The following is a 25078-nucleotide window of genomic DNA, read 5'->3' on the forward strand; positions in this document are numbered from 1 at the left end:
GCGCGGGTCGCCGTCGTATCTCAACGCGAGGAACTAACCGATCACGGCTCGCGCCAAGCGGCGGAACCGGGAAGGCTCTCGCGCCACGGGCCCACACGCTCGTGCTGTTCGCGGGCAGGAGCCTCGCCGGCGTCGTCGAGGTCGCCCACGCGGTGGACCTTGACCAAGTTGGTGGAACCGGCCACGCCCGGGGGCGAACCGGCGCAGATGATCACCAGATCATCGGGACCGGCCAGGCCCTTCTCGAGCATGTAGTGGTCCACCTGCTTAGTCATCTCATCCGTGTGGTGCACCTGCTTGACCATGATGGGATGCACGCCCCACAGCAGCGACAACAGTGCCATCACGTTCTGCACGGGGGTGAACGCCAGGATGGGGCGGCTAGGGCGCAAGCGGGACAAACGTCGTGCCGAATCGCCGGACTGAGTGAACGTACAGATGTAGTTCACGTCCAGCTGACGGGACATGGTCACGGCCGCCCGCGTCACGGCGCCGCCGCGGGTGCGGGGTTCGGTGCCCAGCGGGGGCATACGATCCATGCCCTGGGTCTCGGTGGCCTCGATGATCTTGGCCATCGTCTCGATGGTCTGGACCGGGTACTTACCCACGGAGGTCTCACCGGACAACATGACGGCATCCGCACCATCGAGCACGGCGTTGGCGCAGTCGGAGGCCTCGGCGCGAGTGGGGCGCGGGTTGTCGATCATGGACTCGAGCACCTGGGTGGCCACGATCACGGGCTTGGCCCAGCGGCGGGCCAGCTCGATAGCGCGCTTCTGCACGATCGGCACGGCCTCGAGCGGAAGCTCCACGCCCAGGTCACCACGGGCCACCATGATGCCGTCGAAGGCGTCGATGATTTCGTGGAGGCTGTCCACGGCCTGCGGCTTCTCGATCTTGGCGATGACCGGGATCTTCCGGCCTTCTTCCTTCATGATTTCGTGCACGCGGGTGATGTCCTTGGCGTCACGCACGAAGGACAGGGCGATGATGTCCACGCCGCGCTGCAATGCCCAGCGCAGGTCCGCCTCGTCCTTATCGCTGAGCGCGGGAACGTTGACGGCCACGCCGGGGAGGTTGATGCCCTTGTGGTTGGACACGGGTCCGCCCACCACGACCTCGGTCTCCACGGTGGTGTCGGTGACCTTGGTGGCCTTGAGCGCCACCTTGCCGTCGTCGATCAGCAGCGGGTCGCCCACGTTGACATCGCCGGGCAGACCCTTGTGCGTGGTGGAGCAGAGCTCCTGGGAACCTTCAACGTCCTCGGTGGTGATGGAGAACGTGTCCCCCACCTCCAGGTTGTACGGACCGTTCGCGAAATTGCCCAGACGGATCTTGGGGCCCTGCAGATCGGCGAGGATGGCCACCGTGGTGTCGAGTTCTTCGCTGGCCCGTCGCAGGTTCTCGTAGGAGGCGTTGTGAACGTTGTGATCACCGTGGCTCATGTTCAGGCGAGCCACATTCATCCCGGCCTTGATGGCCTGGGCGAGGTGCTCGTACGAGGAAATAGCCGGGCCAATGGTGGCCACGATCTTCGCTCGACGCATGGGTGAATCCCTTTCGGTCGGAGACTACAGGGGGAAAACAGCAAAATGGCCGCGTTGAAACAGCATGTAGCTGCTCCAGCACGGCCACTTTGCCGGAATTCAATTTCCAGCTTAGCAACGGGGACTAAGGATTGATACGGCCTGGTAGCCGGTTTCCTCGGCTTTAGCTAAAGGCTCAAATCAATCGCACGTTCCGACGGCGCCACGGGTTGCGGCAGACGTGTCTGGCCGGTCAGGTGACGCTCCACCTCGGCCGCGCACGCACGGCCTTCGGCAATCGCCCAGACGACCAGGGACTGGCCGCGGCCGGCGTCGCCGCACGAGAACACGCCGTCCACGGCGGTCATGTACTGCTCGTCGCGCGCCACGTTGGTGCGGCGGTCGAGTTCCACGGACAACTGTGAGGTCAATTCATCCGACTCATTGCCGGTGAAACCGAGCGCCAAGAACACGAGGTCCGCGGGAATGATCTTCTCGGTGCCCTTCTTGGGAGCCCGGCCACCATCGTCGAGGTACTCGGTTTCGGCAACCTTGAGGCCGGTCAGCTGGCCGTTCTCATCTCCCACGAACTCCACGGTGGACGCGAGGTAGGTGCGCTCACCACCTTCTTCGTGGGACGAAGAAACCTCGAAGACCTTGGGCATCATGGGCCACGGTTCCTCGTCCGCCCGGTCCACGGGTGGCTTGCGCCCAATGGCCAGCGACGTCACAGACGCTGCTCCCTGCCGGTGGGCGGTTCCAATGCAGTCGGATCCCGTGTCGCCACCGCCGAGCACGATCACGTTCTTGCCCTTCGCGTCGATCAGATCGGGCACCTCGTCACCCGCCACCAGGCGGTTGGAGCGCACGAGATAGTCCATCGCGTGATGGATGCCCTTCAGATCGCGGCCGGGGATGTCCAGCTCGCGGGCGCGAGTGGCGCCGGTGGCCACGATCACGGCGTCGTAGCGGCGCCGCAGGACGTCCCACGTGATGTCCTTGCCGATTTCGACGCCGGTGCGGAAGCGCGTGCCCTCCGCCGCCATCACGTCCAGGCGGCGGTCCACCACGGATTTCTCGAGCTTGAAATCGGGGATGCCGTAGCGCAGCAAACCGCCGATGCGGTCATCGCGCTCGTAGACGGCCACCGTGAAACCGGCCTGGGTCAGTTGTTGGGCGGCAGCGAGACCCGCGGGGCCCGAACCGACCACGGCAACCGTCTTACCCACCAGGCGAGCGGGGAGGAACGGCTTGACGTAGCCCTCGTCGAAGGCCATTTCACCGATCTCGTACTCGATCTGCTTGATGGTCACGGCCGGCTGGTTGATGCTCAGCACGCAGGAGGACTCACACGGCGCCGGGCACACACGACCCGTGAACTCCGGGAAGTTGTTGGTCGCGTGCATCCGCTCCGCAGCGTCACGCGTCTGATCGCGCCACACCAGGTCATTCCATTCGGGAATCAAGTTCCCCAGCGGGCAGCCCTGGTGGCAGAACGGCACACCGCAGTCCATGCAGCGACCGGCCTGCTCGTGCAGTGTCTGCGAATTCTGCCGTTCCTGGACCTCTTTCCAGTCCATGATGCGGACGGGAACCGGCCGCTTGGGTCGGTCTTCGCGGTGTCGAACTTTCAGAAAACCACGGGGATCAGCCACGCGTGGTCACCTCCAAAATCTTGAGCCAGGTGCCGTCGCCGTCCGGATCGTCTCCGGCGGCCTCGGCCTGATGGCGCAGGGCCAGAACCGCGGAGTAGTCCCGCGGCAACAGTTTGGTCATGCGCGCAATGGTGTCATCGGCGTTCTCGAGCAACGTGGCTGCCCATTCCGATTCGGTTTCTTCGCCGTGGCGTTTGATCAGACCCAGGACCAGTTCACGGTCTTGATCGTCCAACGTGGCCACGAGCAATTCACCGGATTCGCGGGCCTGCTTGTTGATATCCGACTCGTCCAGGTCCAGCACGTAGGCCACGCCTCCGGACATGCCCGCGCCGAAGTTCCGGCCCGTCTCCCCCAGGATCAGGGCGACGCCGCCGGTCATGTACTCGCAACCGTGGTCACCAATGCCCTCGACCACCGCGGTGGCGCCCGAGTTACGCACCAAGAACCGCTCGCCCACCGTGCCGCTGAAGAACATCTCGCCACTCGTGGCGCCGTAGCCGATCACGTTGCCGGCAATGACGTTCTCGTGGGTCGGGAAACTCACGTCGCGCGGGGGTCGGACCACGATGCGGCCACCGGACAATCCCTTGCCCGTGTAGTCGTTGGCGTCGCCTTCGAGTCGCAGCGTGATTCCGCGCGGGATGAAGGCACCCATGGACTGGCCCGCTTCACCCGTCAACGTGACGTCGATGGTGTCATCGGCGAGCTCTTCCAGGCCCAGTGCACTCGTGACCGTGTACCCCAGCATGGTGCCCACGGCGCGATCGGTGTTGATCACCTTTTCCATCACGCGCACGGGCTCGCCCTTCTCGATTGCGGGAGCGGCCAGCGGAATCAGCTTGTTGTCGAAGTGATCCTCCAGCTCGTGGTCCTGGGTGCGCGTGTTCCGCAGTCCGTCCTTGAGACCCGGGGACTGGAACGAGTCCAGGATGGGGCTCAGGTCCAAGCCCTTGGCCTTCCAGTGGTCGATCGCCTCGCGGGTGCGCAGCACTTCGGCGTGGCCCACGGCCTCCTCGATACTGCGGAAACCCAGCTGGGCCAGGTATTCGCGGACCTCTTCCGCAATGAACTCGAAGAAGTTCACCACGTGTTCGGCCTTGCCCGTGAAGCGGTTGCGCAGCTCCGGATTCTGAGTGGCCACGCCCACGGGGCAGGTGTCCAGGTGGCACTTGCGCATCATGATGCAGCCCTCGACCACGAGCGGTGCCGTGGCGAAACCGAATTCCTCGGCTCCCAACAGTGCCGCAATCACCACGTCACGGCCGGTCTTCAACTGACCGTCCGCCTGCACGACCACCCGTTCGCGCAGTCCGTTCAATCGAAGGGTCTGCTGCGCCTCAGCCAAGCCCAGCTCCCAGGGCATACCCGCGTGCTTGAGCGAGTTCAGCGGGGCCGCTCCGGTACCGCCGTCGTGTCCGGAAATCAGGACGACGTCCGCCTTGGCCTTGGTCACACCCGCTGCCACGGTGCCGATCCCCCGCTCGGAGACCAGCTTCACGTGCACGCGGGACCTGGGGTTGGAGCGCTTGAGATCATAGATCAGCTGCGCAAGGTCCTCGATCGAGTAGATGTCGTGGTGCGGCGGGGGCGAAATCAGGGACACGCCGGGGGTCGAATGACGCGTGCGCGCAACCCACGGGTAAACCTTCTGTGCCATCAACTGGCCACCCTCGCCGGGCTTGGCACCCTGGGCCATCTTGATCTGCAGGTCGTCCGCGGTGGCCAGGTACAGGCTGGTCACACCGAAGCGACCGGATGCAATTTGTTTGACCGCCGACCGGCGCTCCGGATCCATCAGGCGCTCCGGATCTTCACCGCCCTCACCCGTGTTGGACTTACCGCCCAGCCGGTTCATGGCGATCGCGAGCGTCTCGTGGGCTTCCATGGAAATGGAGCCGTAACTCATGGCACCGGTCGAGAACCGCTTGACGATCTCGCTCACGGGCTCCACCTCATCGATGGAGATGGGTTCCCGATCGGATGTGAAGCTCATCAACCCGCGCAGCGTGGCGATCTCCCTGGCCTGATCGTCCACGCGAGCGGTGTAGGACTTGAAGATGTCGTAGCGGCCGGTCTGAGTGGCGTGCTGCAACCGGAACACCGTGTGCGGATCGAATAAGTGGCGCGGGCCTTCGCGACGCCAGTCGTACTCGCCGCCGATCGCCAGATCCCGGTGGGGCTCAGTGACGCCGTCCTCCGGGTAGGCCAAGCGGTGGCGGGAGGCGGTTTCCTCCGCAATGACATCCAGCCCCACGCCCTGGATCTGAGTGCGTGTGCCGTAGAAGTACGCGTTGATGAGTTCGCTCGACAGGCCCAGCGCCTCGAAGGTCTGGGCACCGCAGTAGGACTGCACGGTGGAGATGCCCATTTTGGACATGATCTTCTGGACGCCCTTACCGAGCGCCTTGATCAGGTTGTAGACGGCTTCTTCTTCGGTCACACCGGTGATCTCACCGCGGCGCACCAGCTCTTCCGCCGATTCCATGGCCAGGTACGGGTTCACGGCGGAGGCACCGTAGCCCAGCAGCAGTGCCACGTGGTGGACCTCGCGCACGTCGCCGGATTCCACGATCAACGCGATCTTGGTGCGGGTGGCCGAGCGCAACAGGTGGTGGTGCACGGCCGAGGTCAACAGCAGCGAAGGAATGGGTGCCCAGCCACCGTTGGAGTCACGGTCCGAAATGATCACGAACTGAACGCCACGGTTGACCGCGGTGGAGACCTTCTCGCAGATTTCCGCGATCCGGGTCCGAAGGGATTCCTCACCGCCGTCGGGTCGGTACAGGCCACGCACCTTCAACGTGAGTGCCGCGCCGTCCTCGTCATCCAGGTGCAGGAACTGATCCAGCTGATCATTGTTGATCACCGGGAAGTCAACCTTGATCAGGCGCGTTTTGGCCTGCTGTGTGGCCAACAGGTTGGCCATGGGTCCTACAGCGCCCGTCAACGACGTCACCAGCTCTTCGCGGATCGCGTCCAGCGGCGGGTTGGTCACTTGTGCGAACGACTGCACGAAGTAGTCGTAGAGCAACCGGGAGCGGTCCGAGAGTACGGCCACGGGGGTGTCGGTACCCATCGCATAAATGGGCTCCGCTCCGGCCACGGCCATGGGCCCGATGATCTTCTTGAGCTCTTCTTCGGTGTAGCCGAAGGTCTTCTGGCGCAATCGCACCGAGGACGCCGGGTGGGTCATGTGCTCGCGTTCGGGCAGTTCACCGATCGGGACAATCGAGTCCTGGACCCAGTCGCGCCACGGCTTGGCAGCTGCGAGTTCGGCCTTGATCTCGTCATTCTCGACAATGCGGCCTTCCTCGGTGTCCACCAGGAACATGGTTCCCGGGGACACGCGGCCCTTGCGGACCACCTTGCGATCACCAATGTCGATCACGCCTACCTCGGAGGCGAAGATGACCAGGCCGTCCTCGGTCTCCCAGAAACGGCCCGGCCGCAACCCGTTGCGGTCCAGCACGGACCCCACGCGCTTACCGTCCGTGAAGGAGACACATGCGGGACCGTCCCACGGCTCCATGAGCGTCGAGTGGTACTGGTAGAAAGCCCGCAGGTCCGGGTCCATGGACTCATGATTCTCCCACGCCTCCGGGATGAGCATGAGCATGGTCTCGGTCACCGGCCGGCCCGCTAACTGCAGCAGCTCGGCTACCTCGTCCAGGGACTGCGAATCGGAGGCGCCCTCCGAGCAGATCGGGAACAGCTCCTCGGGGTTACGCCCCAGCACCGCACCCGACATCGAGGACTGGCGGGCCCGCATCCAGTTGCGGTTACCCATCACGGTGTTGATCTCGCCATTGTGAGCCAGCGTGCGCATGGGCTGGGCCAGCGGCCACGAGGGGAACGTATTGGTCGAGAAGCGTGAGTGCACCACCGCCAGCTTGGTCATGAACCGCTCGTCGGACAGATCCGGGTAGAACGGCTGCAATTGCGCGGTGGTCAGCATGCCCTTGTAGACCAGCGTGCGCGAGGAGAAGCTCGGGAAGTACACGCCAAACTTGTTCTGCGCGCGCTTGCGCACGCGGAAAGTCTTCTGGTCCAGTTCCAGCTGCAAATGCGTCGGGTCGAACGACGACGCCGCGCCGGGTTCAAAGAGGCTCGCGCCCCGTGCGTTGTGGCGTTCGTCCGCGACGAAGAACTGCACGAACGTGGGCATGACGGCCCGCGCAGAGGCGCCCACGGCGTCGTCGACGATCGGAACGTCACGCCAACCGAGCACGCGCAGGCCCTCCATAGCCGCGAGTTCTTCGAGGGCGGTCTTGAGTGGTTCCAAGTGCTGGCCACCCGTGGGCATGAACGCGGTACCGACCGCGTAGGCACCCGCCGGTGGCAACTGGAACTTGACGGTGTCCCGGAAGAAGGCGTCGGGAATCTGCGTGAGGATGCCGGCGCCGTCCCCGGTGCCCTCATCGCCGCCCACCGCACCGCGGTGCTCGAGGTTGCGCAGGGCGGTGAGTGCTGCCTCCACGATGTCGTGGGTCGAGTTGCCGTCAAGAGTGGCCACGACGGCCAGACCGCACGCGTCCTTCTCATCCTCACCGCGATACAAACCCTGATCCTCGGGCTGAGCGGAGAAGGTCCGGAACGGGGATTCCGCGGGAGGCAGCTCCGAACGTGAGTCAGGGTGGCCCGTGTCGCGGTTGACCGCGTCGGTGACGATTTCGGTCACGGGGGCTACTTGATTGACTTGGCTCATAGGGAGCTCCTCACCGGGTTGGTGGGCAGGTCTGAAGTGTCAACGATGCCCGAGCAACAGGGGTGAAGTGCGTACGGACATCATCCGATCCAGATGACAAAAGTGTCCGCGGCGCTGCGAACCAATGAGTCGAGCCTCGAGAGACCGACGGATCAAAACCGAACGGGGAACTCGCATGATGACGAATCCCCGGTGCGGCGCACGGGTAATTTACCACGATCCGAAATCGCGTTGTGATGGGCGACACCCCACCGAAAAACCCCCGGCGGTAGCCGGGGGTTCACCGTGTTCGCCGCACTCAGCGAAGCGCTGAGTGTGCGGAGCCATTCGTAAGTAATTCAGGATTTCTGCGGACTCTGGTAGTTATTGCGGCAAATAGTGCAATGCCGAACAAGATGAGCGCCAATGACGTCCACACATGGACTCTTTGGCCGGCGATCATCATGGCAGGATCGATGCGCAGGAACAGCTCGATCATGAGCCGCCCCAGGCCGTAATAGACCAAATACAGTGCGAACACACGACCGTGTGTGAGCTGCAATCGCTTTCCGAGTGTGATCAGAATCACCACGCCGGTCAGATTCCAGAGGCTCTCGTACAGGAAGGTCGGGTGGAACAGCGTGTCCGCGGGAAGACCATCCGGGAAGTTCGCGGACGTCGGATCGATCTGTAGTCCCCACGGGAGATCGGTGGGTTTACCGAACAGTTCCTGGTTGAACCAGTTACCCCAGCGACCAATGCCCTGCGCCAAGAGGAGCGACGGTGCAACGGAGTCCGCGAAGTACCACAGGGGTACACCGTTCTTCCGGGACACGAGCCACGCCGCGCCGGCTCCAAAGAGCACGCCGCCCATGATGCCCAGGCCGCCCTCCCAGATCTTGAACGCGTCGATCGGATCCGCGCCGGGTCCGAAGTACCCGGCCGGGTCCGTGATGAGCACGTGGTAGGCACGGGATCCGACGATCCCCGCGAGCACGGCCCAGAACACGATGTCCCACAGCACGTCCGGGTCCTGGCCCCGGTCCTTCCATCGGCGCATGGTGAGCCACACGGCCGCTGCCATTCCCAGCAGGATGCACAGAGCGTAGAAGTGAATGGTCAGAGGTCCCAGAGGGATGCCACTGATGCCAGGGGACGGAATGGCTGCGGCAATCACCGGAGGCATCAGCCGCGACCGGAGAGTTCGGCGGCCAACTGACCCACGGCCTCGGGACCGCCCTCGCCCAACGCGCGCACGAGTGCGGTTCCCACGATCACGCCGTCCGCGTAGGCGCCGATCTCCTCGACGTGACTGCGATTGGACACGCCCAGACCCACGCACACGTTGTCGGCGCCGGCTTCTCGGGCGCGTGCGACGACGTCCTCGGCGGCCGAGGACACCTGGTCGCGGGCGCCGGTGACGCCCATAATGGACACCGCGTACACGAAGCCGGAGGAGGCCTTGACGGTCATGTCCATGCGCTCCCGCGTGCTGGACGGTGCGACCAGGAAGATCCGATCCAGCCCGTATTTCTGCGAGGCCTCGAACCAGTCGCCGGCCTCATCGGGGATGAGGTCCGGGGTGATGATGCCCGCTCCCCCGGCCTCGCACAGCCGACGGGAGAATTCGTCCACGCCGGTCTGCAGCACCGGGTTCCAATAGGTCATCACCACGGGCACGGCGTCAGTGCGCTCGGCCACCGCTTGAACGACCGTGAACGCATCGGCCACGCGCACACCGTTGGCCAGGGCCTGCGTGGTCGCGTTCTGGATCACTGTGCCGTCCATGACGGGATCCGAATACGGGATACCGATCTCAATGATGTCCGCGCCGTTCTGGCCCAGGGCCACGGCGGCTTCCACTGACTCGTCCACGGTGGGGTATCCGGCCGGCAAGTAGCCAACGAGTGCGGGGCGGCCTTCCGCCTTGCATTCGGCGATGCGTGCGGAGAGCTTCGAGTCTGGATTACGGGTGAGATCCTTGGGGAGGATGCGTTCTGCCAAGCCGCCTACTCCGGGACTGACGGTTTCGGGAGCGCTCACAGTTGTTCACCTTTCTGACCGACCTGCTCTTCGTGGCTGTCCTCGGGGAGCATGTCGAACCATTCCGCGGCCGTGGCCACATCCTTGTCGCCGCGTCCGGACAGGGACACCACGATGATCTTCTCCGCCGCGGCCTCCGGGCCGAGGTCCTTGACCCAGCGAGCCGCGAGCTCGCGGGCGCCGGCCAGAGCGTGGGAGGACTCAATCGCGGGGATGATGCCCTCGGTGCGGGACAACAATTTGAAGGCCTCCATGGCCTGACTGTCCGTAATGGCCTCGTATTTCACACGACCGATCGCGTGCAAGTGAGAATGCTCAGGGCCCACGGCCGGGTAGTCCAGACCCGCAGAAATCGAGTGCGACTCAATGGTTTGCCCGTCCGTGTCCTGCATGAGGAACGTCTTGGCACCGTGCAGCACTCCGGGGCGGCCCAGAGTGATGGTTGCCGCGTGACGGCCGGTGTCCACGCCGTCGCCGCCGGCTTCGTTTCCGTACAGCTCAACCTCGGTGTCGTCCAGGAAGCCGTGGAAAATACCGATGGCATTGGAGCCACCGCCCACGCACGCCGTGACGGCGTCCGGCAGACGCCCGGCCTGCTCCAGGATCTGCTCGCGAGCTTCTTCACCGATCTGCTCGTGGAAGTAGCGCACCATCGAGGGGAACGGGTGAGGACCGGCGGCGGTACCCAGCAAGTAGTGGGTGGTTTCCACGGAAGCCACCCAGTCGCGCAGGGCTTCGTTGATGGCGTCCTTCAGTGTGGCGGAACCGTGGGATACCGGTACCACCTCGGCGCCGAGCAGTCGCATGCGCGCCACGTTCAGGGCCTGGCGTCGGGTGTCTTCCTCGCCCATGTAAACGCAGCACTCCATGCCGAACAGCGCGGCCGCGGTGGCGGTTGCCACGCCGTGCTGACCGGCGCCGGTCTCCGCGATCAAGCGGTTCTTACCCATGCGCTTGGCGAGGAGTGCCTGGCCCAACACGTTGTTGATCTTGTGCGAACCGGTGTGGTTGAGGTCCTCGCGCTTGAGGAACACTCGCGCCCCGATTTCCTTACCGAAGCGCTCGGCCTCGGTCAGCAGGGAGGGTCGTCCGGAGTAGTCGCGGGACAGCCGCTTGAACTCTTGCTGGAACTCGTCGTCGACTCGTGCCTTGTCGAAGACCTCGGTCAGCTCGTCCAAGGCGGCCACCAGCGATTCCGGCATCCAGCGGCCACCGAAGTCACCGAAATACGGACCGGGAGCGTGTTTGAGGGACTCGTCACCGGCGCCGGGCGAAGCGGCGCCGTCGGCGGCAAGCTGCTGGGCGGCGAACTCGGCCTGGGCTGCGGGGGGCTTCTTGCCCGCCAGGAAATCCGCGCGGGCGGCGGCGCCCACGTCGCGGAATCGGGAAATCGTTTGGGCGGGGTCGTCAGACTTGACCAATACTTCGCCGGTCAGCACCGCATTGGCACCGTGGCCCGCGTAGAGCTTGATCTGGTCCTCGCCGGCCACGCCGGACTCGGCAATGATCACGGCATCCGTGGGGATCTGGTCCGCAAGACGGCCGAACGTGTTGACGTCCACCTCGAGCGTCTTCAGGTTTCGAGTGTTCACCCCGATGATTCGTGAACCGACCGCAACGGCCCGCTCGATTTCCTCGGGGGTGTGGGTTTCGACCAGTGCGTGCATACCGAGCTCGTGAGTCAGCTTCAGGAACGCGCGGAGGGTCTCATCGTCCAGGGCAGCCACGATAAGGAGCACCATGTCAGCACCGTGGGCGCGGGCTTCCCAGATCTGGTACTCGTCCACGGTGAAGTCCTTGCGCAGGACCGGAATGTTCACGGCCTGGCGCACGGCGTCCAGGTCAGTGAGAGACCCGCCAAAGCGGCGCTTCTCGGTCAGCACGGAAATCGCGGAGGCGCCGCCTCGTTCGTAGGACGCCGCCAGTGACGCTGGATCGGTGATCTCCGCCAGCGCCCCCTTGGACGGGCTGGAGCGCTTGACTTCTGAAAGCACCTGGACCGACCCGGAGTCGCTGCCGCGCAGGGCACTTTCCGCATCCAACGCGGGAGCCTGAGTCCTGGCGGTGCGCTGCAATTGCTGCAGACTCACCACCGCGCGGCGCGCTTCAAGATCTTCGCGCACTCCCTCGATGATCTGGTCCAGCACCGTATCGGTGCGTTGCTGACTCATGAAAATCCTCACTTATGTCTGTCCCGTCATTGGCCCGACAACATGCGGCCCGTATGACGATGACCAGTTCCACAGGTCTTGGAACTGGTCATGGTCTTGAACCGGTGGCGCGTGGGAACGGCCACCGGCGCTGAGATCACGCGGCTCAGTGGTTGAGTTTCTCGCTGCCCTTGCCGTGGCCCATGGCCTTGAGGACTGCACCCACGATGAGGCCCACCACGATCAAGCCGATGCCCACCACGGTGACGGGGGTCGAGGCGATGGTGAAGCCCACGCAACCCACGATCACGCCAACCGCCATGATGGCGATGCAAGCCCAGGCGGCAACGGTGTTGCCGTGGCCGACAGCGGCCGTGTGGTCCAGGATGACTTGGTTGGTGTTCGACATGTGTGTCCACTCTCCCGTGCCGGTTGAGCCGTGCGGCTCATACAGTGATCGGCGCGCGTTGGAGCGCACCGGAAATTCTTTTGGTCCCATTGTGCCATTACCCCGGTACTTGATGGTTCAGCACCACGCACACATTACTCATGAGGTCACGGCCCGCGGGTGGGGTCCTCACCCCGGGTGAAAGCATCCCACGCATCGATGTCATCGGAGTGCTCGGTGGTGACCTTCTCCCCCGCCGAGGTCGCTTTGTTACCGGCCAGCGCGTCACGGTCGTAGCGCTGTCCAGACTTCTTACGCGCGTTCCGTGCGACCAGGACCAGCCACAGTCCGCACACGATCAGCGCGGCAGCGGCCGCCACCGCGAGCCAAGGGAAAACGGTCAGCGCGAATTCGCCACCGGTGCCCACGGCGCCGGTCTGCGTGCCCACGGTGCCGCGGGCGGCGTTCTCCGGGTCGGCCGTCACCGCGAGAATCGCGAAGATGGCGCCAATTCCTGCCAGGGACACCACCGCACCCACGATGGTCCGCAGCACCCGGCCCGCGAGGGTGGAGGCCACCGCGGCGGCACCCGCAACGAGACCCAGGGCTGTGACGGCCGGAGCGGCGTCGGAACCCGCGACGTCCACCGTGATCGGCTGCAAAGTGGTCTCCACGGTCGCGTGGATCCAGGTGGCCGCGGAGGCAGCGAACAGTCCGATCGCGCACACCAGCGTGGCCAGAACTGCGGGTGCCGTACGACGCAACACGGTGGTCCTTTCTACTGCAGAAGGTGGTAGCGGGTCAGCGCGAGAGGTCGCGCAAGGACTCGGCCACCAGGGCTGCCCGCAACGGTGCGGTTGCCTTATTGAGGGACTCGAGGGCTTCCGTCTCCGGGTCCGAGTCAGCCACGATACCGCCGCCCGCCTGGACGTAGGCCGTGTCATTGACCAGCAGAGCGGTGCGGATGGCGATGGCCATGTCCATGTTCCCCGCAAAGTCCATGTAACCGACCACGCCCCCGTACACGGCACGGCGCAGCGGTTCGTATTCATCGAGTAGCTGCAGGGCGCGGGGTTTGGGTGCGCCGGAAAGCGTGCCCGCCGGGAAAGTCGCGGCCAGAACGTCGTACGCGGACACGCCCTCACGCATCTTGGCGACCACCGTGGAGCACAAGTGCATGATGTGGCTGAAGCGCTCGATCTCCATGAACTCGCTGACATCCACGGACCCGGGCACAGCCACCTTGGACAGGTCATTGCGGGCGAGGTCCACGAGCATGAGGTGCTCGGCACGCTCTTTCTCGTCCGCGAGCAGATCGTGGCCGAGGGCCACGTCCTCGTCCACGGTGGCGCCACGTGGCCGGGAACCCGCAATCGGGTGCGTCATGGCCTGGCGTCCCGTCACGGTGACCAGCGCCTCCGGTGAGGACCCCACGATCGAGTAGGGGCGACCGTGCGCGTCTTCGAACGAGTAGAGGTACATGTAGGGGCTGGGATTGATCCGGCGCAAAGTGCGATAGACGTCCAGGGCGTCCGCGTGGCATTCGGCCTCGAAGCGCCGCGAGACGACCACCTGGAAAATATCCCCGTCGACAATGGCCTTCTTGCCGCGGTTGATCGCGTCGATGAACAACTCACGGTCCCACGACTGTCGGGCTGCGCCCTCGATGTCCGTGATGTCCTGGGCATTCGGGTCCATGACGGAAACCGTGGAGCGTTCGAGCGGGGTGGCCAGGCGGCTGACCATCTCACGCAACCGAGAGACCGCGTCATGGTAGGCGGCATCCACGTTGTCGTCGGTGCCATTGACGTTCACGGCATTGGCCACCAGCATCACGGTGCCCTCGGTGCTGTCGTGCACGGCCATGTCCGCGACCAGGTTCATGGCCAGCTCGGGCATGTTCAGGTCGTCCTCGGGCGGATTGGGCAGCTTCTCCCAGCGGCGCACGGCCTCCCATCCCACGAACCCGACCATTCCGGAAGTCAGCGGGGGCACGCCCTCGAACGGCTCGGTATGCAGTAGGTCCATGGTCGCCCGTAGAGCATCCAAGGGGTCTCCGGTCACAGGCGCACCGGCCGGCGCCTCCCCCAACCAATGCGCCTGCCCGTCCTTCGCCGTCAGTGTGGCGAACGAGCGAGCGCCCACGAACGAGTACCGCGACCACACGCCGCCTTCGGCCGCAGATTCCAAGAGGAACGTGCCCGGAGCGGGTTTGCCGCCGCGCACCACGAGGGAGCGGTAGAGGCCGATGGGCGTCATGGAATCCGCGAGCACCGTGGTGCGTACGGGAATCACACGCCGCGTGGCGGCGTACTCACGAAATTCCTGCAGGGTGGGGGTGATGGTGCCGAGCTGTTGCATTTAAACCGCCTGTTGAGCGTTCAGGTCACGATCGTCGAAACACGTGCGCGCGCCCGTGTGGCACGCGGCACCGGTTTGATCGACCTTGACGAGCAGGGCATCGCCGTCGCAGTCGAGGCTGACGGAATGCACCTTTTGAATGTGGCCGGAGGTGTCTCCCTTGCGCCAATACTCCTGGCGCGACCGCGACCAGAAAGTAACGCGGCCTTCCGTGAGGGTGCGGTGCAGGGCTTCGTCGTTCATCCAGCCGAGCATGAGCACGTCACCGGTGTCGTACTGCTGGATCACGGCCGCCACGAGCCCCGCCGAGTCCCGCTTGAGACGGTGTGCGATCTGCGGATCAAGGTGACTGTCGAAAAATTCTCGGGGGGTGTTCTCCACGGTGTTCAACTCTTCCGTGCGCATCAGCGCACCTCATACCCTGCTGCGCGCAGAGCGTCCTTGACCTCGGCGATCGCACCCACGGGCCCGAAGTGGAAGACCGAGGCGGCCAGAACGGCGTCGGCCCCGGCCGCAACCGCGGGCGGGAAGTGCTCGGGGGCGCCCGCACCGCCGGAGGCGATCAGCGGGACGGACACGCGTTCGCGCACCGCGCGGATCATCTCCAGGTCGAAGCCTTCACGGGTGCCGTCGGCGTCCATGGAATTGAGTAGGATCTCCCCCACCCCGCGTTCCTCGGCCTCCTGGCACCAATCCAGTGCGTCGATGCCGGTGAGCTTGCGGCCACCGTGCGTGGTGACTTCGAAGCCCGACGGCGTGTTGCCCGTGCGTTTCGCATCGCACGAGAGCACGAGCACCTGGTTGCCGAAGCGATTGGTGATCTCGTTGATGACCTCGGGCCGGGCGATGGCAGCGGTGTTGATGGACGCCTTGTCCGCACCGGTGCGCAGCAGCCGGTCGACATCCTCCGGGGTGCGCACGCCGCCGCCCACGGTGAGCGGAATGAAGACCTGTTCGGCGGTGCGGGAGACCACGTCGAACATGGTGACCCGATCACTCGAGGACGCGGTGACGTCCAAGAACGTGAGCTCATCAGCGCCCGCTAGGTTGTATCGGGCGGCAAGTTCAACCGGATCACCGGCGTCGCGCAGATTCTCGAAGTTCACGCCCTTGACCACGCGACCCGCGTCCACATCGAGACACGGAATCACTCGTACGGCCACACCCATAGTGCTGTTCCTAACTACTTGCTGAAACGTGGAGCGCTTGCGCGTTAGATCCGGGCAGCCTGAATGGGCGAGACCAGGATCGCGCGGGCTCCGGCGTCGTAGAGGGCGTCCATGATGTTGTTGGTGTCGCTCTTACGCACCATGGCGCGTACGGCCACCGAGCCGTCGCGACCCAGCGGGGCGATGGTGGGGCTCTGCATGCCCGGAGTGATCTTGGTCGCGGCTTCCAAGTGGTCCTCGGAGATGTCGTAGTCCATCATCACGTACTGCCTGGCAACGAGGACGCCGCGCAGGCGGCGCCGCAGCACCTCGAGACCCTCCAGCTCCCCTTCCTGCTGACGGCGGATCAACAGCGCTTCGGAGCGCATGATGGGCTGGTCGAAGATTTCCAGGCCGGCCGCGCGCAGCGTGTTACCGGTCTCCACAACGTCCGCAATGGCATCAGCCACACCCAACCGGATCGAGGATTCCACGGCACCGTCCAGGCGGACGACCTCAGCGTTGACACCCTGCTTCTCCACGTACTTCTTCAACAACAGGTCGTAGCTCGTGGCCACGCGCTTGCCCTCGAGTTCCTTGACGGAGGAGAACTGGCCGATCGGCCCGGCCAGGTGGAACGTCGATCGGGCGAAGTCCAGCCCGAGGTCCTCCGCGGCATCCGCACCGGAGTCCAACAGCAGATCACGGCCGGTGATCCCCAGATCCAGGGTGCCACCGCCCACGTAGATCGCAATGTCCCGGGGACGCAGGTAAAAGAATTCGACGTGATTGTCGTTGTCGACCAGCACCAGCTCGCGGCTGCTGCGCCGCTGCCGGTAACCGGCCTCGGTGAGCATGGTGATGGCGGCTTCGGACAGCGCGCCCTTATTGGGCACGGCTACTCGCAGCATGGGGTTCCTTTCCAAAGGGCTGGAATGGGGAGGGCCGGCCGTGACCGGCCGAGGATCACAGGTACTTGTAGACGTCTTCGAGACGAAGGCCCTTGGCCACCATCATGACCTGCAGGTGGTACAGCAGCTGCGAGATTTCCTCGGCCGCTTGATCATCGGTTTCGTACTCGCACGCCATCCAGACTTCGGCGGCTTCTTCCACGACCTTCTTCCCGATGCCATGGATTCCCGAATCCAATTCTTTGACGGTTCCGGAACCCTCCGGACGGTCAGCGGCTTTGTGGGTGATTTCGGCAAACAGGTCTTCGAAGGTCTTCACCCCTTTAGGGTAATGGTTTCCTCCGCTATGAGTTGAACCGTGGCGCGGGCCGGGCCTCATACCCCGAGTTCACGCAGGGTGAGGGCGGTGCGTACGGCGGCCTCCGCGGCTTCGTAACCCTTGTCCTCGCTCGAGCCTTCCAACCCGGCGCGATCCAGGCCCTGTTCCTCGGTGTCGCACGTGAGCACCCCGAAACCCACGGGCTTACCCGTGACCACGGAGACCTCCGTCAGACCGGTGGTCGCCGCGGAACACACGTAGTCGAAGTGCGGTGTGCCACCGCGGATGACCACGCCGAGGGCCACCACGGCATCCGCCGTCTCAGCGAGTCTGCGGGCCGCCACGGGGAGTTCGAAGCTACCCGGTACACGCGCCTCGATCACATTGCCCACTCGCGCATCCTGGAGGGCTCGGCGTGTGCCGTCCAACAGGCCGTCCATGATCCGGTCATGCCAGCTGGCCGCGACGACCGCCACGGTGAGTTCTTCGCCGTCGAGTTCGCCGGCGTTGGTAACGGGGGCTCCGTGTCCACTCATGAGTGTTCTCCTGTGTTCTGTTTCAGTGTGCTTAAGTTCGTGACGGTGTCGTGGTGTTCGATGCTTCCAGGCGCGATCGAGGCAAGTTCCGTCAGATGGTGGTGCATCCGGTCACGCTTGGTGAGCAGGTACCTGAGGTTCTCTTCGCGCGGCGGGACCTCGTGGGACACCACGGATTCCACTGTGATCCCCAAGGCTTCCAACTTGCTGACCTTGTCGGGGTTGTTGGTGAGTAACCGGATGTGGGTCAATCCCATTTCCTTGAGGATCCGTGCGGCCGCTGTGTAGTCGCGGGCCTCGGCGGGCAGACCGAGCATCGTGTTGGCCTCCACCGTGTCCGCGCCGCCGTCCTGCAGTTTGTAGGCCCGCAACTTGTTGATCAGGCCAATCCCGCGTCCCTCGTGATTGCGCAGGTACAACACGGTGCCACCGTGCTGCGCGATCCGTTCCAGCGCCAGATGCAATTGGGGTCCGCAATCGCAGCGCCACGAACCGAACACGTCTCCCGTGATGCATTCGGAATGCAAACGGACCAGTGTCGGTTTGCTTGCTTCTTCCGCACTGGTGGGTGTGGCGCTCAACGAAACATGTTCGGCGGCCGCCCTGCCATCGGGCTCGGGCACCAACCAGCCCATCACGGAGAACGTGCCGAATTCGGTGGGGATGGACACCGGTTCCGAGTGGTCCAGGGATTCGGGTCCCGCGCTCATGCGGACAGGTCCCGGTTGTGCGCGGGGGCTTCTGCCGACCGCGCCGCTGCCTCACCCGCCGCGCGTTGTGCCAGGTAGTCGACGAGGTCCTCAATACTGATCATGAACAGCCCGTGCCGGTCGGCGAACTCGCGCAGCGCCGGCGCGCGGAGCAGTTCCCCCTGATCATCCACGATTTCCGCAATGGCGCCCACGGGTTCACAACCGGCCAGGCGCGCCAGCTCCACGGACGCCTCGGTGTGGCCGCGACGTACCCGTACCCCACCGTCCACGGCGCGCAGCGGCAGGATGTGTCCGGGGCGGGTGAGCTCTGCCGGACCGGTTCCGGAATCGGCCAGCAAGCGCGAGGTGAGGGCGCGGTCAGCAGCGCTGATGCCGGTGCTCACGCCCACGCGGGCATCACAGGTCACGGTGTAAGCGGTCCCCTTGGAGTCCTCGTTGTGCTCGGTCATGGCGGGAAGGGCCAGGGCATCGGCCCGGTCGTTCGACATGGGGACACAGACCACACCGGAGCTGTGACGGATGGTGAACCCCATGAGCTGTTGTGTGGCGTGCTGGGCTGCAAACACCAGGTCGCCTTCGTTCTCGCGGTCCTCGTCGTCCACGACCACTACGGCCTGGCCCGCGGCAATGGCCGAGACGGCGGCGGGCACGGGGTCCAGGCGCACTCGCGCCGACGCCGCCGGGGACGCGTACGCGGCCAGCCGCTCCGCGTACTTGGCGAGCACGTCCACCTCGAGGTTCACCACGGCTCCCTCGGTCCGGAGCCCCAGGGTGGTGGCGCGCAGGGTCTCGGGAATGAGCCCCACCTCGAACCAAGCGGGGTCCTCGGACGCCGGATTCACTGCGGTCACGGTCAGGGACACGCCGTCGACAGCGATAGAGCCCTTGACCGCGATGTACTTGGCCAGGTCGGTGGGAACCTGGATGCGCACGGTGTGCCAACCGGTGTGTTCCGTGCGGGAGACAACCGTGCCCACGCCGTCGACGTGGCCCTGTACCACGTGACCGTCCAAACGGTCACCGGCAGCGGTGCAGCGCTCGAGATTCACGCTCTCGCCCTCGGACAACTGCCCCAAGGTGGTCAGCCGAAGCGTCTCCCCCATGACGTCAGCGGTGAATCGGCCGGCCCCGGACTCGGGTGCGGGCACGGCGGTGAGGCACACGCCGTTGACCGCCAGAGACCCTCCGTGGGGAAGATCGGAAATGATGTGCCCCGCGTCCACGTGCAGCCGTGCGGCGTCTTGTGCGAGTCGCTCAATGCGCTCCACCGTGGCCTGTGCCGCCACAATTCCGGTAAACATGTACTGCTCCTTAGTGCTGAACTACTTCGAGGCCGAGACCGCGGCGGGTCGTAAATGCCATGCGACGTCTGATCCCAGGGTGCGAACCGGGGGTCCGGCCACGGGATCGGAACGCCAGCGAGCGGCGTCGGCGAGGGTCTGTGTGTGCTGGGACGCGAGAGAGGGTTTTCCGTCTCCCAGGATCAGCGGTGCTTGGTAGAACCACAGTTCGTCCACGAGGTCTGCGGCGAGAAAGGCTGCGCTGAGTGTCGGACCGCCCTCGACCAGCACGTGGGCGGCGCCCAGCGCGCGCAGCCGGGACAGGGCCTCGACGGGATCGTGGGTGTTGAGCCACACGAAACGGCCATCGGTGGTCTCTGCCCCGTCTCCGGAAGCGATCACCCCGCGGCGGACCCGGGCGTCGTGGGCCACCGGGGTGCGGGACATGACCGCCCGTAAGGGCTGGTGGCTGAGGGGGTTGCCCTGGGCATCGCGGGCCGTCAGCGTGGGATCATCCGTTCGGGCCGTCCCGCCGCCCACCAGAATGGCATCCACGCGAGCTCGAATCTCATGACCGGCCTCCCGTGCCGGCGGGCCTGTGATCCACTGACTGGTTCCGTCCGGGGCAGCCACCCGGCCGTCCAGGGACTGAGCGATCTTGAGCGTCACGAACGGGCGGTTCTGGGCCTGAGCGGTGAACCAGCGATCGTTGAGGTCCGCGGCCTGCGCCGCCATGAGCCCGTGTCGCACCGAGACCCCGCGGTCCGCCAGGAACTGGCCTCCCCCGCGGGCTGCCTCCGTACCGTCATGTAGTGCGAAGATGACCCGTTTGATCCCCGCGTCCAAGATCGCTCGCGTGCACGGGCCAGTTCGACCAGTGTGGTTACACGGTTCCAGCGTGATCACCATGGTCGCGTCCGTTAGATCGGTGCCGGTCTCACGGGCCTTCCGGAGCACGTCCGTCTCCGCGTGGAGCGTGCCGGCGCCACTGTGATGGCCGGTGTGCAGGATCCGTCCGTTCGCGTCCAGCAACGCCGCGCCCACCACGGGGTTTGCGCCTCGCACACCCAGTGCAGCGGCCTCGAGCGAGGCCCGCATGGCCGTGTGTTCAGCGGGGCTGAAGAGGTGGTCGGTTCGGTGCTGCGCGGGAGACGTCACTTGGAGTCATCCCCCATTTTCAGGTGCAGATCCGGGAACCCCGTCTCGATCGTGGCGCGCTTGCGTTGATTGGAGTTCACCCGCCACCACACGAAGAAGCCCACCAGAGTGAACGCGCCGTAGAACACGTACATCAGACCCGAGGCGTAGTAGCCGGCGGAGAACAGTAACGGCACACCCACCAGATCCACGGCCACCCAGATCAGCCAGAACTCCACCCAGCCCTTGGCCATGCCGTAGGTCGCCAGCAGTGAACCCATGAAGATCCAGGCGTCCGCCCACACCGGCTCGTAGGATCCCAGCGCACGGAAGATGGGGGTGAGTAGTGCGGTACCGAAAACGAGTGCGGCAATCAAGAACAAGCGTTGTTTACCGGTGGCCCAGCGGGGTGTCACGGCTTCTTGGTTGTTACCCCTCGAACGGCGCCACTGCACCCACCCGTACACCGAGACGGCAATAAACATGACTTGGCGACCTGCTTGGCCCAGCAGATTGACCGGATTGGGGGTGTCGAACACTGCGCCCAGGAACACGGTCAGCAAGATGAGATTGCCGAGGATACCGATCGGCCACGCCCAGATCTTGCGGCGCATTCCGCCGAGTGCGGACAGCAGACCGAATACATTACCCAGGACTTCACGCCACAGAATGAATCCGTCACCGACCTGCAGTTGCGCATCGAACAACCAGCGCAGAACGTCCACGGTATTTCCTCTCGCCCTCAAACCTTGTGGCTCCGGGGCGGAGATAACGGGTCACGCTCATGGGTCTGAGCATCGCAACGGCACCCCTTTGTAGAGGGTGGCGAGCCGAAATCCACGTGTGCCTACCATCCAGACTGTGACTGTCGGTACCGGAATTTCACCGGTTCGGCCGTTCCCGCTTCATCGCGTGACTCTTTGCAATGAGCGTTCACGGTTCGCGGACTGTAACCGCCGGTTCGGACTTTCACCGACCCCGGAACACGTTGTGATCTGCATTATGCCACGCTGTGCGCGATTCGCACGAAAGTTCACGCGCGGTGCGGCGCCCTCGGCGGCCCACTAGGGCTTGGCAAGCCGGGGCTTTCCGCCCCGTCAGGCCGACTGGTGCGCCCTGGCTGTTTCGCGCAGAGCGTCGATGGCCGCCGCTGGATCCTCCTTGCCGTAAACAGCCGACCCGGCCACGAACGTGTCCGCGCCGGCCTCCGCGGCTCGCACGATGGTCTCCTCGGTAACGCCCCCGTCCACCTGCAGCGCTACCGTGCCACCGTGGGCCTTGACCGCCTGCGCTGCGCGGCGCAGCTTGGGCAGCGTCACATCCAGGAACTTCTGACCGCCGAAGCCGGGCTCCACGGTCATGATGAGCAGCATGTCCAGCTCGGGCAGCAGATCAATGTATGGCTCGATAGGGGTCGCCGGACGCACAGCCAATCCCGCTCTGGCCCCTGCCACCCGCAATTCACGCGCCAACTTGATGGGCGCCGTGGCGGCCTCCGCGTGGAAAGTCACCGATGCGCAACCGGCTTCGGCGTAGGCAGGAGCCCAACGGTCCGGATCCTCGATCATCAGGTGCATGTCCAGCGGAACGGGGCTGACCTTCTGCAGACTTTCCACCACGGGAAGTCCCAGCGTCAGATTCGGAACGAAGTGATTGTCCATCACGTCCACGTGAGCGGCATCAGCGTTGGAAATGCGCTGCAGTTCCTCGGCCAGGTGAGAGAAGTCTGCGGACAGGATGGACGGGTGGATGGCACAACGGCTCATGGTGTCTCCAGGGGTGTGAGGGTCAGGCTGATTTCCGAACGGCGATCATGAACATGGCGTCCGTACCGTGCACGTGGGGCCACAGTTGCACGCTGCTTCCGCCGTGCGGCCAGTCGAGCTCGGCGGACCGTTCGCCTTCCAGCGCACCGGGAAGGGCTGCACTGCGGGCGTACTTGGCGGTGTCCAGGATCTCGGCATCCTCGCGAGACCCCACGATGTCCGAGACCACGTCCAAAGTTTCCGCGGTGTGCGGTGAGCAGGTCGCGTAGAGCACCACACCGCCCGGCCGGGTGGAGTCCAGCGCTGCGGTCAGCAGTTCGCGCTGAAGCGATCCCAGCTCGGCGACGTCCGCGGGGCTGCGGCGCCACCGCGCCTCCGGACGGCGCCGCAACGCGCCCAGCCCGGTGCACGGCACGTCCACGAGAACACGGTCGAATCCGGCGGGCATTTCGTCGGGAATGTCGCGGCCATCGCCCACCCGCAGGGTCCAAGCCCGTTCCGGTACTGCGGCCAAGGCCTGTTCCACGAGGTCCGCACGGTGATCGCTGACCTCGTTGGCGTAGAGCCGGGCGTCCTGCTGATCCGCCAACGCGGCCAGGAGGGATGCCTTGCCACCGGGGCCCGCACAGAAGTCGGCCCACATACCGTGGTCGTCATCAACCGGCACTTCTGCCATGACACGGGCCACCAGTTGGGAGCCGGCATCCTGCACGCGCACGGTGCCCTCCCGGGTCCCCGGAATCCGGTGCACGTCTCCTCCGGCGCTCTCGGCACTGTCCGCCACGAGCGTTCCGGGTGTCGCGCCCTCGCGCACGGCCGCGTCCAAACTGCCCAGGTCCGGAAGTGCCACCAGGTGCACGCGGGGCGGTGCATTATTGGCCTCCAGAAGATCTTCGATCTCTTCCGGGGCTCGTCCGCTCATACGCAACGCTCGACGCAGCGCACGAACCTCCCACGCGGGGTGGGAGTAGCGCACGCCCAGTTTGCGCAGGTCATCCGACTGCTCCGATTCGAGCTGATCGAGCCACTCCTCGGTGCTCTGGCGCGTAACCTTTCGCAGTACCGCATTGACCAGACCCGCCGGCCCCTGACCGATCTCGCCCCGGACCAGGCCCACGGTGGCGTCCAGGGCCGCGTGGTCCGGAACGCGCATGGCCAGCAGTTGATGCACACCCAGTCGCAGGGCGTCCAAGACCTGGGGATCGAGCTCCTTGAGTGGGCGGTCCACACAGTGTTCGAGGACTGCGTCCCAGGTGCCCTGACGGCGCATTGCGCCGTAGGCCAATTCGGTCGCGAAGGCGGCATCTCGCTTGTCCAACCGGTTCTTACGCACCAATTGGGGCAGCACCAGGTTGCCGTAGGCATCCTCACCGTTGACGGCGCGCAAGGCCTGGTAAGCCGTCAGCCGCGCAGGGTCCGACGAGCGACGTCGTTGCCCCGGGGCCTGCGCCGAGAACGGGCGATCCTTCTGAGCGCGCCGGTTGCGCTCGTGCCCCTTGGCATTGCGGTAACCGCGCTCGCTCATACGAAGACCACCTGTTCACTGCGTTGCTGGCCGCGCGCCCAATCGAGAGCGGCCATGGGTTTCTTGCCGGACGGCTGCACCCGTGTCAATTCCACGCCGTAGGAACCGGTGCCGACATAGACCGCACCGTCCCTGAGCTCCACGTGACCGGGAGCCAAGCCAGTGATGTCCGGGGCCGGGATGACGCGCTCAAGTTTCATCCGCTGACCGTTGTATTCGGTCCAGGCTCCCGGTTCCGGTGTCACGCCGCGCACGTGGTGAGAAATGGCCACGGCGGGATGGCTCCAGTCCACCCGCGCCTGGGCGCCGGTGAGTTTGGGGGCGGAACTGGCCTCGCCTTCCTGGGGAACTGGCTTTGCCTGACCGGTCGCGACCGCCACGAGAGAATCCGCCAACAGGGACGAACCGCTGTGGGACAACCGTTCCAGAACGGCACCGGCGGTGTCCTCCGAGCGAACGGGATCCGTGAGAGTTCCCACGATGTCTCCCGTGTCCATGCCCTCGTCCAGGACGAAGGTGGTGGCACCCATCATGGAGTCACCGGCCATCAGGGCCCGCTGTACCGGGGCGGCACCGCGCCACTGCGGCAACAGGGAGAAGTGCAGATTGATCCACCCGTGCTCGAAGGCCTCCAGTACCGGGCGGGGCAACAGGGCTCCGTACGCGACTACGGCCGCAATCTCCGCGCCGGTTGCGCGCAATTGGTCAACCAGCTCCTCGGTGGCCCGGTTGGCCTTGAGCGTGGGAATGCCCAGTTCTTCGGCGCGCTGAGCAACCGGTGACGGGGTCAGAACTTTCTTCCGTCCCACCGGCGCATCTTCACGGGTCAAGACGGCAACAACGTCCAGCTCGTCACGTTCAACCAGAGCGTTGAGAGGGATCACCGCTGTGGCGGGAGTTCCGGCGTAGAGAACCTTCAGGGGTTGGGCCACG

21 protein-coding genes, 1 pseudogene and 1 riboswitch are annotated in these 25078 nt (G+C 65.1%); all 22 genes and pseudogenes read right to left on the minus strand.

All coding sequences use genetic code 11. The features are described 5' to 3' along the window. Positions 1–41: 41 nt before the first annotated feature. Positions 42–1547: a pyruvate kinase gene (gene pyk, locus ABD283_RS08065; RefSeq protein ID WP_344224461.1), complete on the minus strand. Its 1506-nt coding sequence runs from the start codon at positions 1545–1547 to the stop codon at positions 42–44. Positions 1548–1714: 167 nt separating this feature from the next. Next, positions 1715–3181, minus strand: a complete 1467-nt coding sequence (locus ABD283_RS08070; RefSeq protein WP_344224462.1) for a glutamate synthase subunit beta — start codon at positions 3179–3181, stop codon at positions 1715–1717. Next, complete coding sequence (gene gltB / locus ABD283_RS08075) at positions 3174–7889, minus strand: glutamate synthase large subunit (protein WP_344224463.1); 4716 nt, start codon at positions 7887–7889, stop codon at positions 3174–3176. Before gltB ends, ABD283_RS08070 begins: the two co-directional genes overlap by 8 nt. Before the next feature lie 298 nt (positions 7890–8187). Further along, a complete protein-coding gene (gene lgt, locus ABD283_RS08080) occupies positions 8188–9054 on the minus strand; it encodes a prolipoprotein diacylglyceryl transferase (RefSeq protein WP_344224464.1) in 867 nt (288 codons plus the stop codon). Further along, positions 9054–9860, minus strand: coding sequence for a tryptophan synthase subunit alpha (gene trpA / locus ABD283_RS08085; RefSeq protein ID WP_425552821.1), 807 nt, complete (start codon positions 9858–9860; stop codon positions 9054–9056). Before trpA ends, lgt begins: the two co-directional genes overlap by 1 nt. Positions 9861–9907: 47 nt before the next feature. Continuing rightward, complete coding sequence (trpB, locus tag ABD283_RS08090) at positions 9908–11257, minus strand: tryptophan synthase subunit beta (RefSeq protein ID WP_425552822.1); 1350 nt, start codon at positions 11255–11257, stop codon at positions 9908–9910. A 21-nt stretch (positions 11258–11278) separates the two neighbouring features. Beyond that, positions 11279–12082: pseudogene (gene trpC, locus ABD283_RS08095) on the minus strand (indole-3-glycerol phosphate synthase TrpC); the annotation flags it as partial. 145 nt (positions 12083–12227) lie between these two features. Further along, positions 12228–12470: an HGxxPAAW family protein gene (locus ABD283_RS08100; protein WP_344224466.1), complete on the minus strand. Its 243-nt coding sequence runs from the start codon at positions 12468–12470 to the stop codon at positions 12228–12230. Between the two features lie 146 nt (positions 12471–12616). After that, positions 12617–13216 carry a Trp biosynthesis-associated membrane protein gene (locus ABD283_RS08105; protein WP_344224468.1) on the minus strand — a complete coding sequence of 200 codons (600 nt, stop codon included), beginning with the start codon at positions 13214–13216 and terminating at the stop codon, positions 12617–12619. A 34-nt stretch (positions 13217–13250) separates the two neighbouring features. Beyond that, positions 13251–14810, minus strand: a complete 1560-nt coding sequence (locus tag ABD283_RS08110; protein WP_344224469.1) for an anthranilate synthase component I — start codon at positions 14808–14810, stop codon at positions 13251–13253. Then, positions 14811–15215, minus strand: coding sequence for a phosphoribosyl-AMP cyclohydrolase (hisI, locus tag ABD283_RS08115; RefSeq protein WP_344224471.1), 405 nt, complete (start codon positions 15213–15215; stop codon positions 14811–14813). Then, on the minus strand, positions 15215–15979 hold the full coding sequence (gene hisF, locus ABD283_RS08120; protein WP_344224472.1) for an imidazole glycerol phosphate synthase subunit HisF: 765 nt from the start codon (positions 15977–15979) through the stop codon (positions 15215–15217). Before hisF ends, hisI begins: the two co-directional genes overlap by 1 nt. A gap of 44 nt (positions 15980–16023) precedes the next feature. After that, the gene (gene hisG, locus ABD283_RS08125; protein ID WP_344224473.1) at positions 16024–16869 is read right to left on the minus strand and encodes an ATP phosphoribosyltransferase; all 846 of its coding nucleotides are present in this window, start codon (positions 16867–16869) and stop codon (positions 16024–16026) included. A gap of 55 nt (positions 16870–16924) precedes the next feature. Beyond that, the gene (locus ABD283_RS08130) at positions 16925–17188 is read right to left on the minus strand and encodes a phosphoribosyl-ATP diphosphatase (RefSeq protein WP_344224474.1); all 264 of its coding nucleotides are present in this window, start codon (positions 17186–17188) and stop codon (positions 16925–16927) included. Positions 17189–17244: 56 nt separating this feature from the next. Continuing rightward, on the minus strand, positions 17245–17724 hold the full coding sequence (gene ribH, locus ABD283_RS08135; protein WP_344224475.1) for a 6,7-dimethyl-8-ribityllumazine synthase: 480 nt from the start codon (positions 17722–17724) through the stop codon (positions 17245–17247). Then, entirely contained in the window at positions 17721–18434 is a 714-nt protein-coding gene (gene ribA, locus ABD283_RS08140) for a GTP cyclohydrolase II (RefSeq protein WP_344224476.1), read from the minus strand. The genes ribH and ribA overlap by 4 nt, the downstream gene beginning before the upstream one ends. Further along, positions 18431–19738 (minus strand): 3,4-dihydroxy-2-butanone-4-phosphate synthase, encoded by a 1308-nt coding sequence (gene ribB, locus ABD283_RS08145; protein WP_344224477.1) that lies wholly within the window; start codon positions 19736–19738, stop codon positions 18431–18433. Before ribB ends, ribA begins: the two co-directional genes overlap by 4 nt. A 21-nt stretch (positions 19739–19759) precedes the next feature. Further along, positions 19760–20875 (minus strand): bifunctional diaminohydroxyphosphoribosylaminopyrimidine deaminase/5-amino-6-(5-phosphoribosylamino)uracil reductase RibD, encoded by a 1116-nt coding sequence (ribD, locus tag ABD283_RS08150; protein ID WP_344224478.1) that lies wholly within the window; start codon positions 20873–20875, stop codon positions 19760–19762. After that, positions 20872–21579, minus strand: a complete 708-nt coding sequence (pnuC, locus tag ABD283_RS08155) for a nicotinamide riboside transporter PnuC (protein ID WP_344224479.1) — start codon at positions 21577–21579, stop codon at positions 20872–20874. Before pnuC ends, ribD begins: the two co-directional genes overlap by 4 nt. 113 nt (positions 21580–21692) lie before the next feature. Continuing rightward, positions 21693–21844: riboswitch (FMN riboswitch) on the minus strand. Between the two features lie 107 nt (positions 21845–21951). Further along, positions 21952–22620, minus strand: a complete 669-nt coding sequence (gene rpe, locus ABD283_RS08160) for a ribulose-phosphate 3-epimerase (protein ID WP_344224480.1) — start codon at positions 22618–22620, stop codon at positions 21952–21954. 22 nt (positions 22621–22642) lie between these two features. Then, positions 22643–24145, minus strand: a complete 1503-nt coding sequence (locus ABD283_RS08165) for an RsmB/NOP family class I SAM-dependent RNA methyltransferase (RefSeq protein WP_344224481.1) — start codon at positions 24143–24145, stop codon at positions 22643–22645. Further along, positions 24142–25065 carry a methionyl-tRNA formyltransferase gene (fmt, locus tag ABD283_RS08170; RefSeq protein WP_344224531.1) on the minus strand — a complete coding sequence of 308 codons (924 nt, stop codon included), beginning with the start codon at positions 25063–25065 and terminating at the stop codon, positions 24142–24144. The genes ABD283_RS08165 and fmt overlap by 4 nt, the downstream gene beginning before the upstream one ends. Positions 25066–25078: the final 13 nt, after the last annotated feature.

It is taken from the genome of Kocuria atrinae, assembly GCF_039531425.1.
Classification (GTDB): Bacteria; Actinomycetota; Actinomycetes; order Actinomycetales; family Micrococcaceae; genus Kocuria; species Kocuria atrinae.

Excerpts from the sequence above, each read along its gene's own strand:
- ribH (WP_344224475.1), bottom strand. The coding sequence starts at position 17,724 with ATGAGTGGACACGGAGCCCCCGTTACCAACGCCGGCGAACTCGACGGC.
- gltB (WP_344224463.1), bottom strand. The coding sequence starts at position 7,889 with ATGAGCCAAGTCAATCAAGTAGCCCCCGTGACCGAAATCGTCACCGAC.
- hisF (WP_344224472.1), bottom strand. The coding sequence starts at position 15,979 with ATGGGTGTGGCCGTACGAGTGATTCCGTGTCTCGATGTGGACGCGGGT.
- hisI (WP_344224471.1), bottom strand. The coding sequence starts at position 15,215 with ATGCGCACGGAAGAGTTGAACACCGTGGAGAACACCCCCCGAGAATTT.
- ribB (WP_344224477.1), bottom strand. The coding sequence starts at position 19,738 with ATGTTTACCGGAATTGTGGCGGCACAGGCCACGGTGGAGCGCATTGAG.
- ABD283_RS08100 (WP_344224466.1), bottom strand. The coding sequence starts at position 12,470 with ATGTCGAACACCAACCAAGTCATCCTGGACCACACGGCCGCTGTCGGC.
- pyk (WP_344224461.1), bottom strand. The coding sequence starts at position 1,547 with ATGCGTCGAGCGAAGATCGTGGCCACCATTGGCCCGGCTATTTCCTCG.
- rpe (WP_344224480.1), bottom strand. The coding sequence starts at position 22,620 with ATGAGCCGTTGTGCCATCCACCCGTCCATCCTGTCCGCAGACTTCTCT.
- hisG (WP_344224473.1), bottom strand. The coding sequence starts at position 16,869 with ATGCTGCGAGTAGCCGTGCCCAATAAGGGCGCGCTGTCCGAAGCCGCC.
- ribA (WP_344224476.1), bottom strand. The coding sequence starts at position 18,434 with ATGAGCGCGGGACCCGAATCCCTGGACCACTCGGAACCGGTGTCCATC.
- lgt (WP_344224464.1), bottom strand. The coding sequence starts at position 9,054 with ATGCCTCCGGTGATTGCCGCAGCCATTCCGTCCCCTGGCATCAGTGGC.
- ABD283_RS08165 (WP_344224481.1), bottom strand. The coding sequence starts at position 24,145 with ATGAGCGAGCGCGGTTACCGCAATGCCAAGGGGCACGAGCGCAACCGG.
- ABD283_RS08110 (WP_344224469.1), bottom strand. The coding sequence starts at position 14,810 with ATGCAACAGCTCGGCACCATCACCCCCACCCTGCAGGAATTTCGTGAG.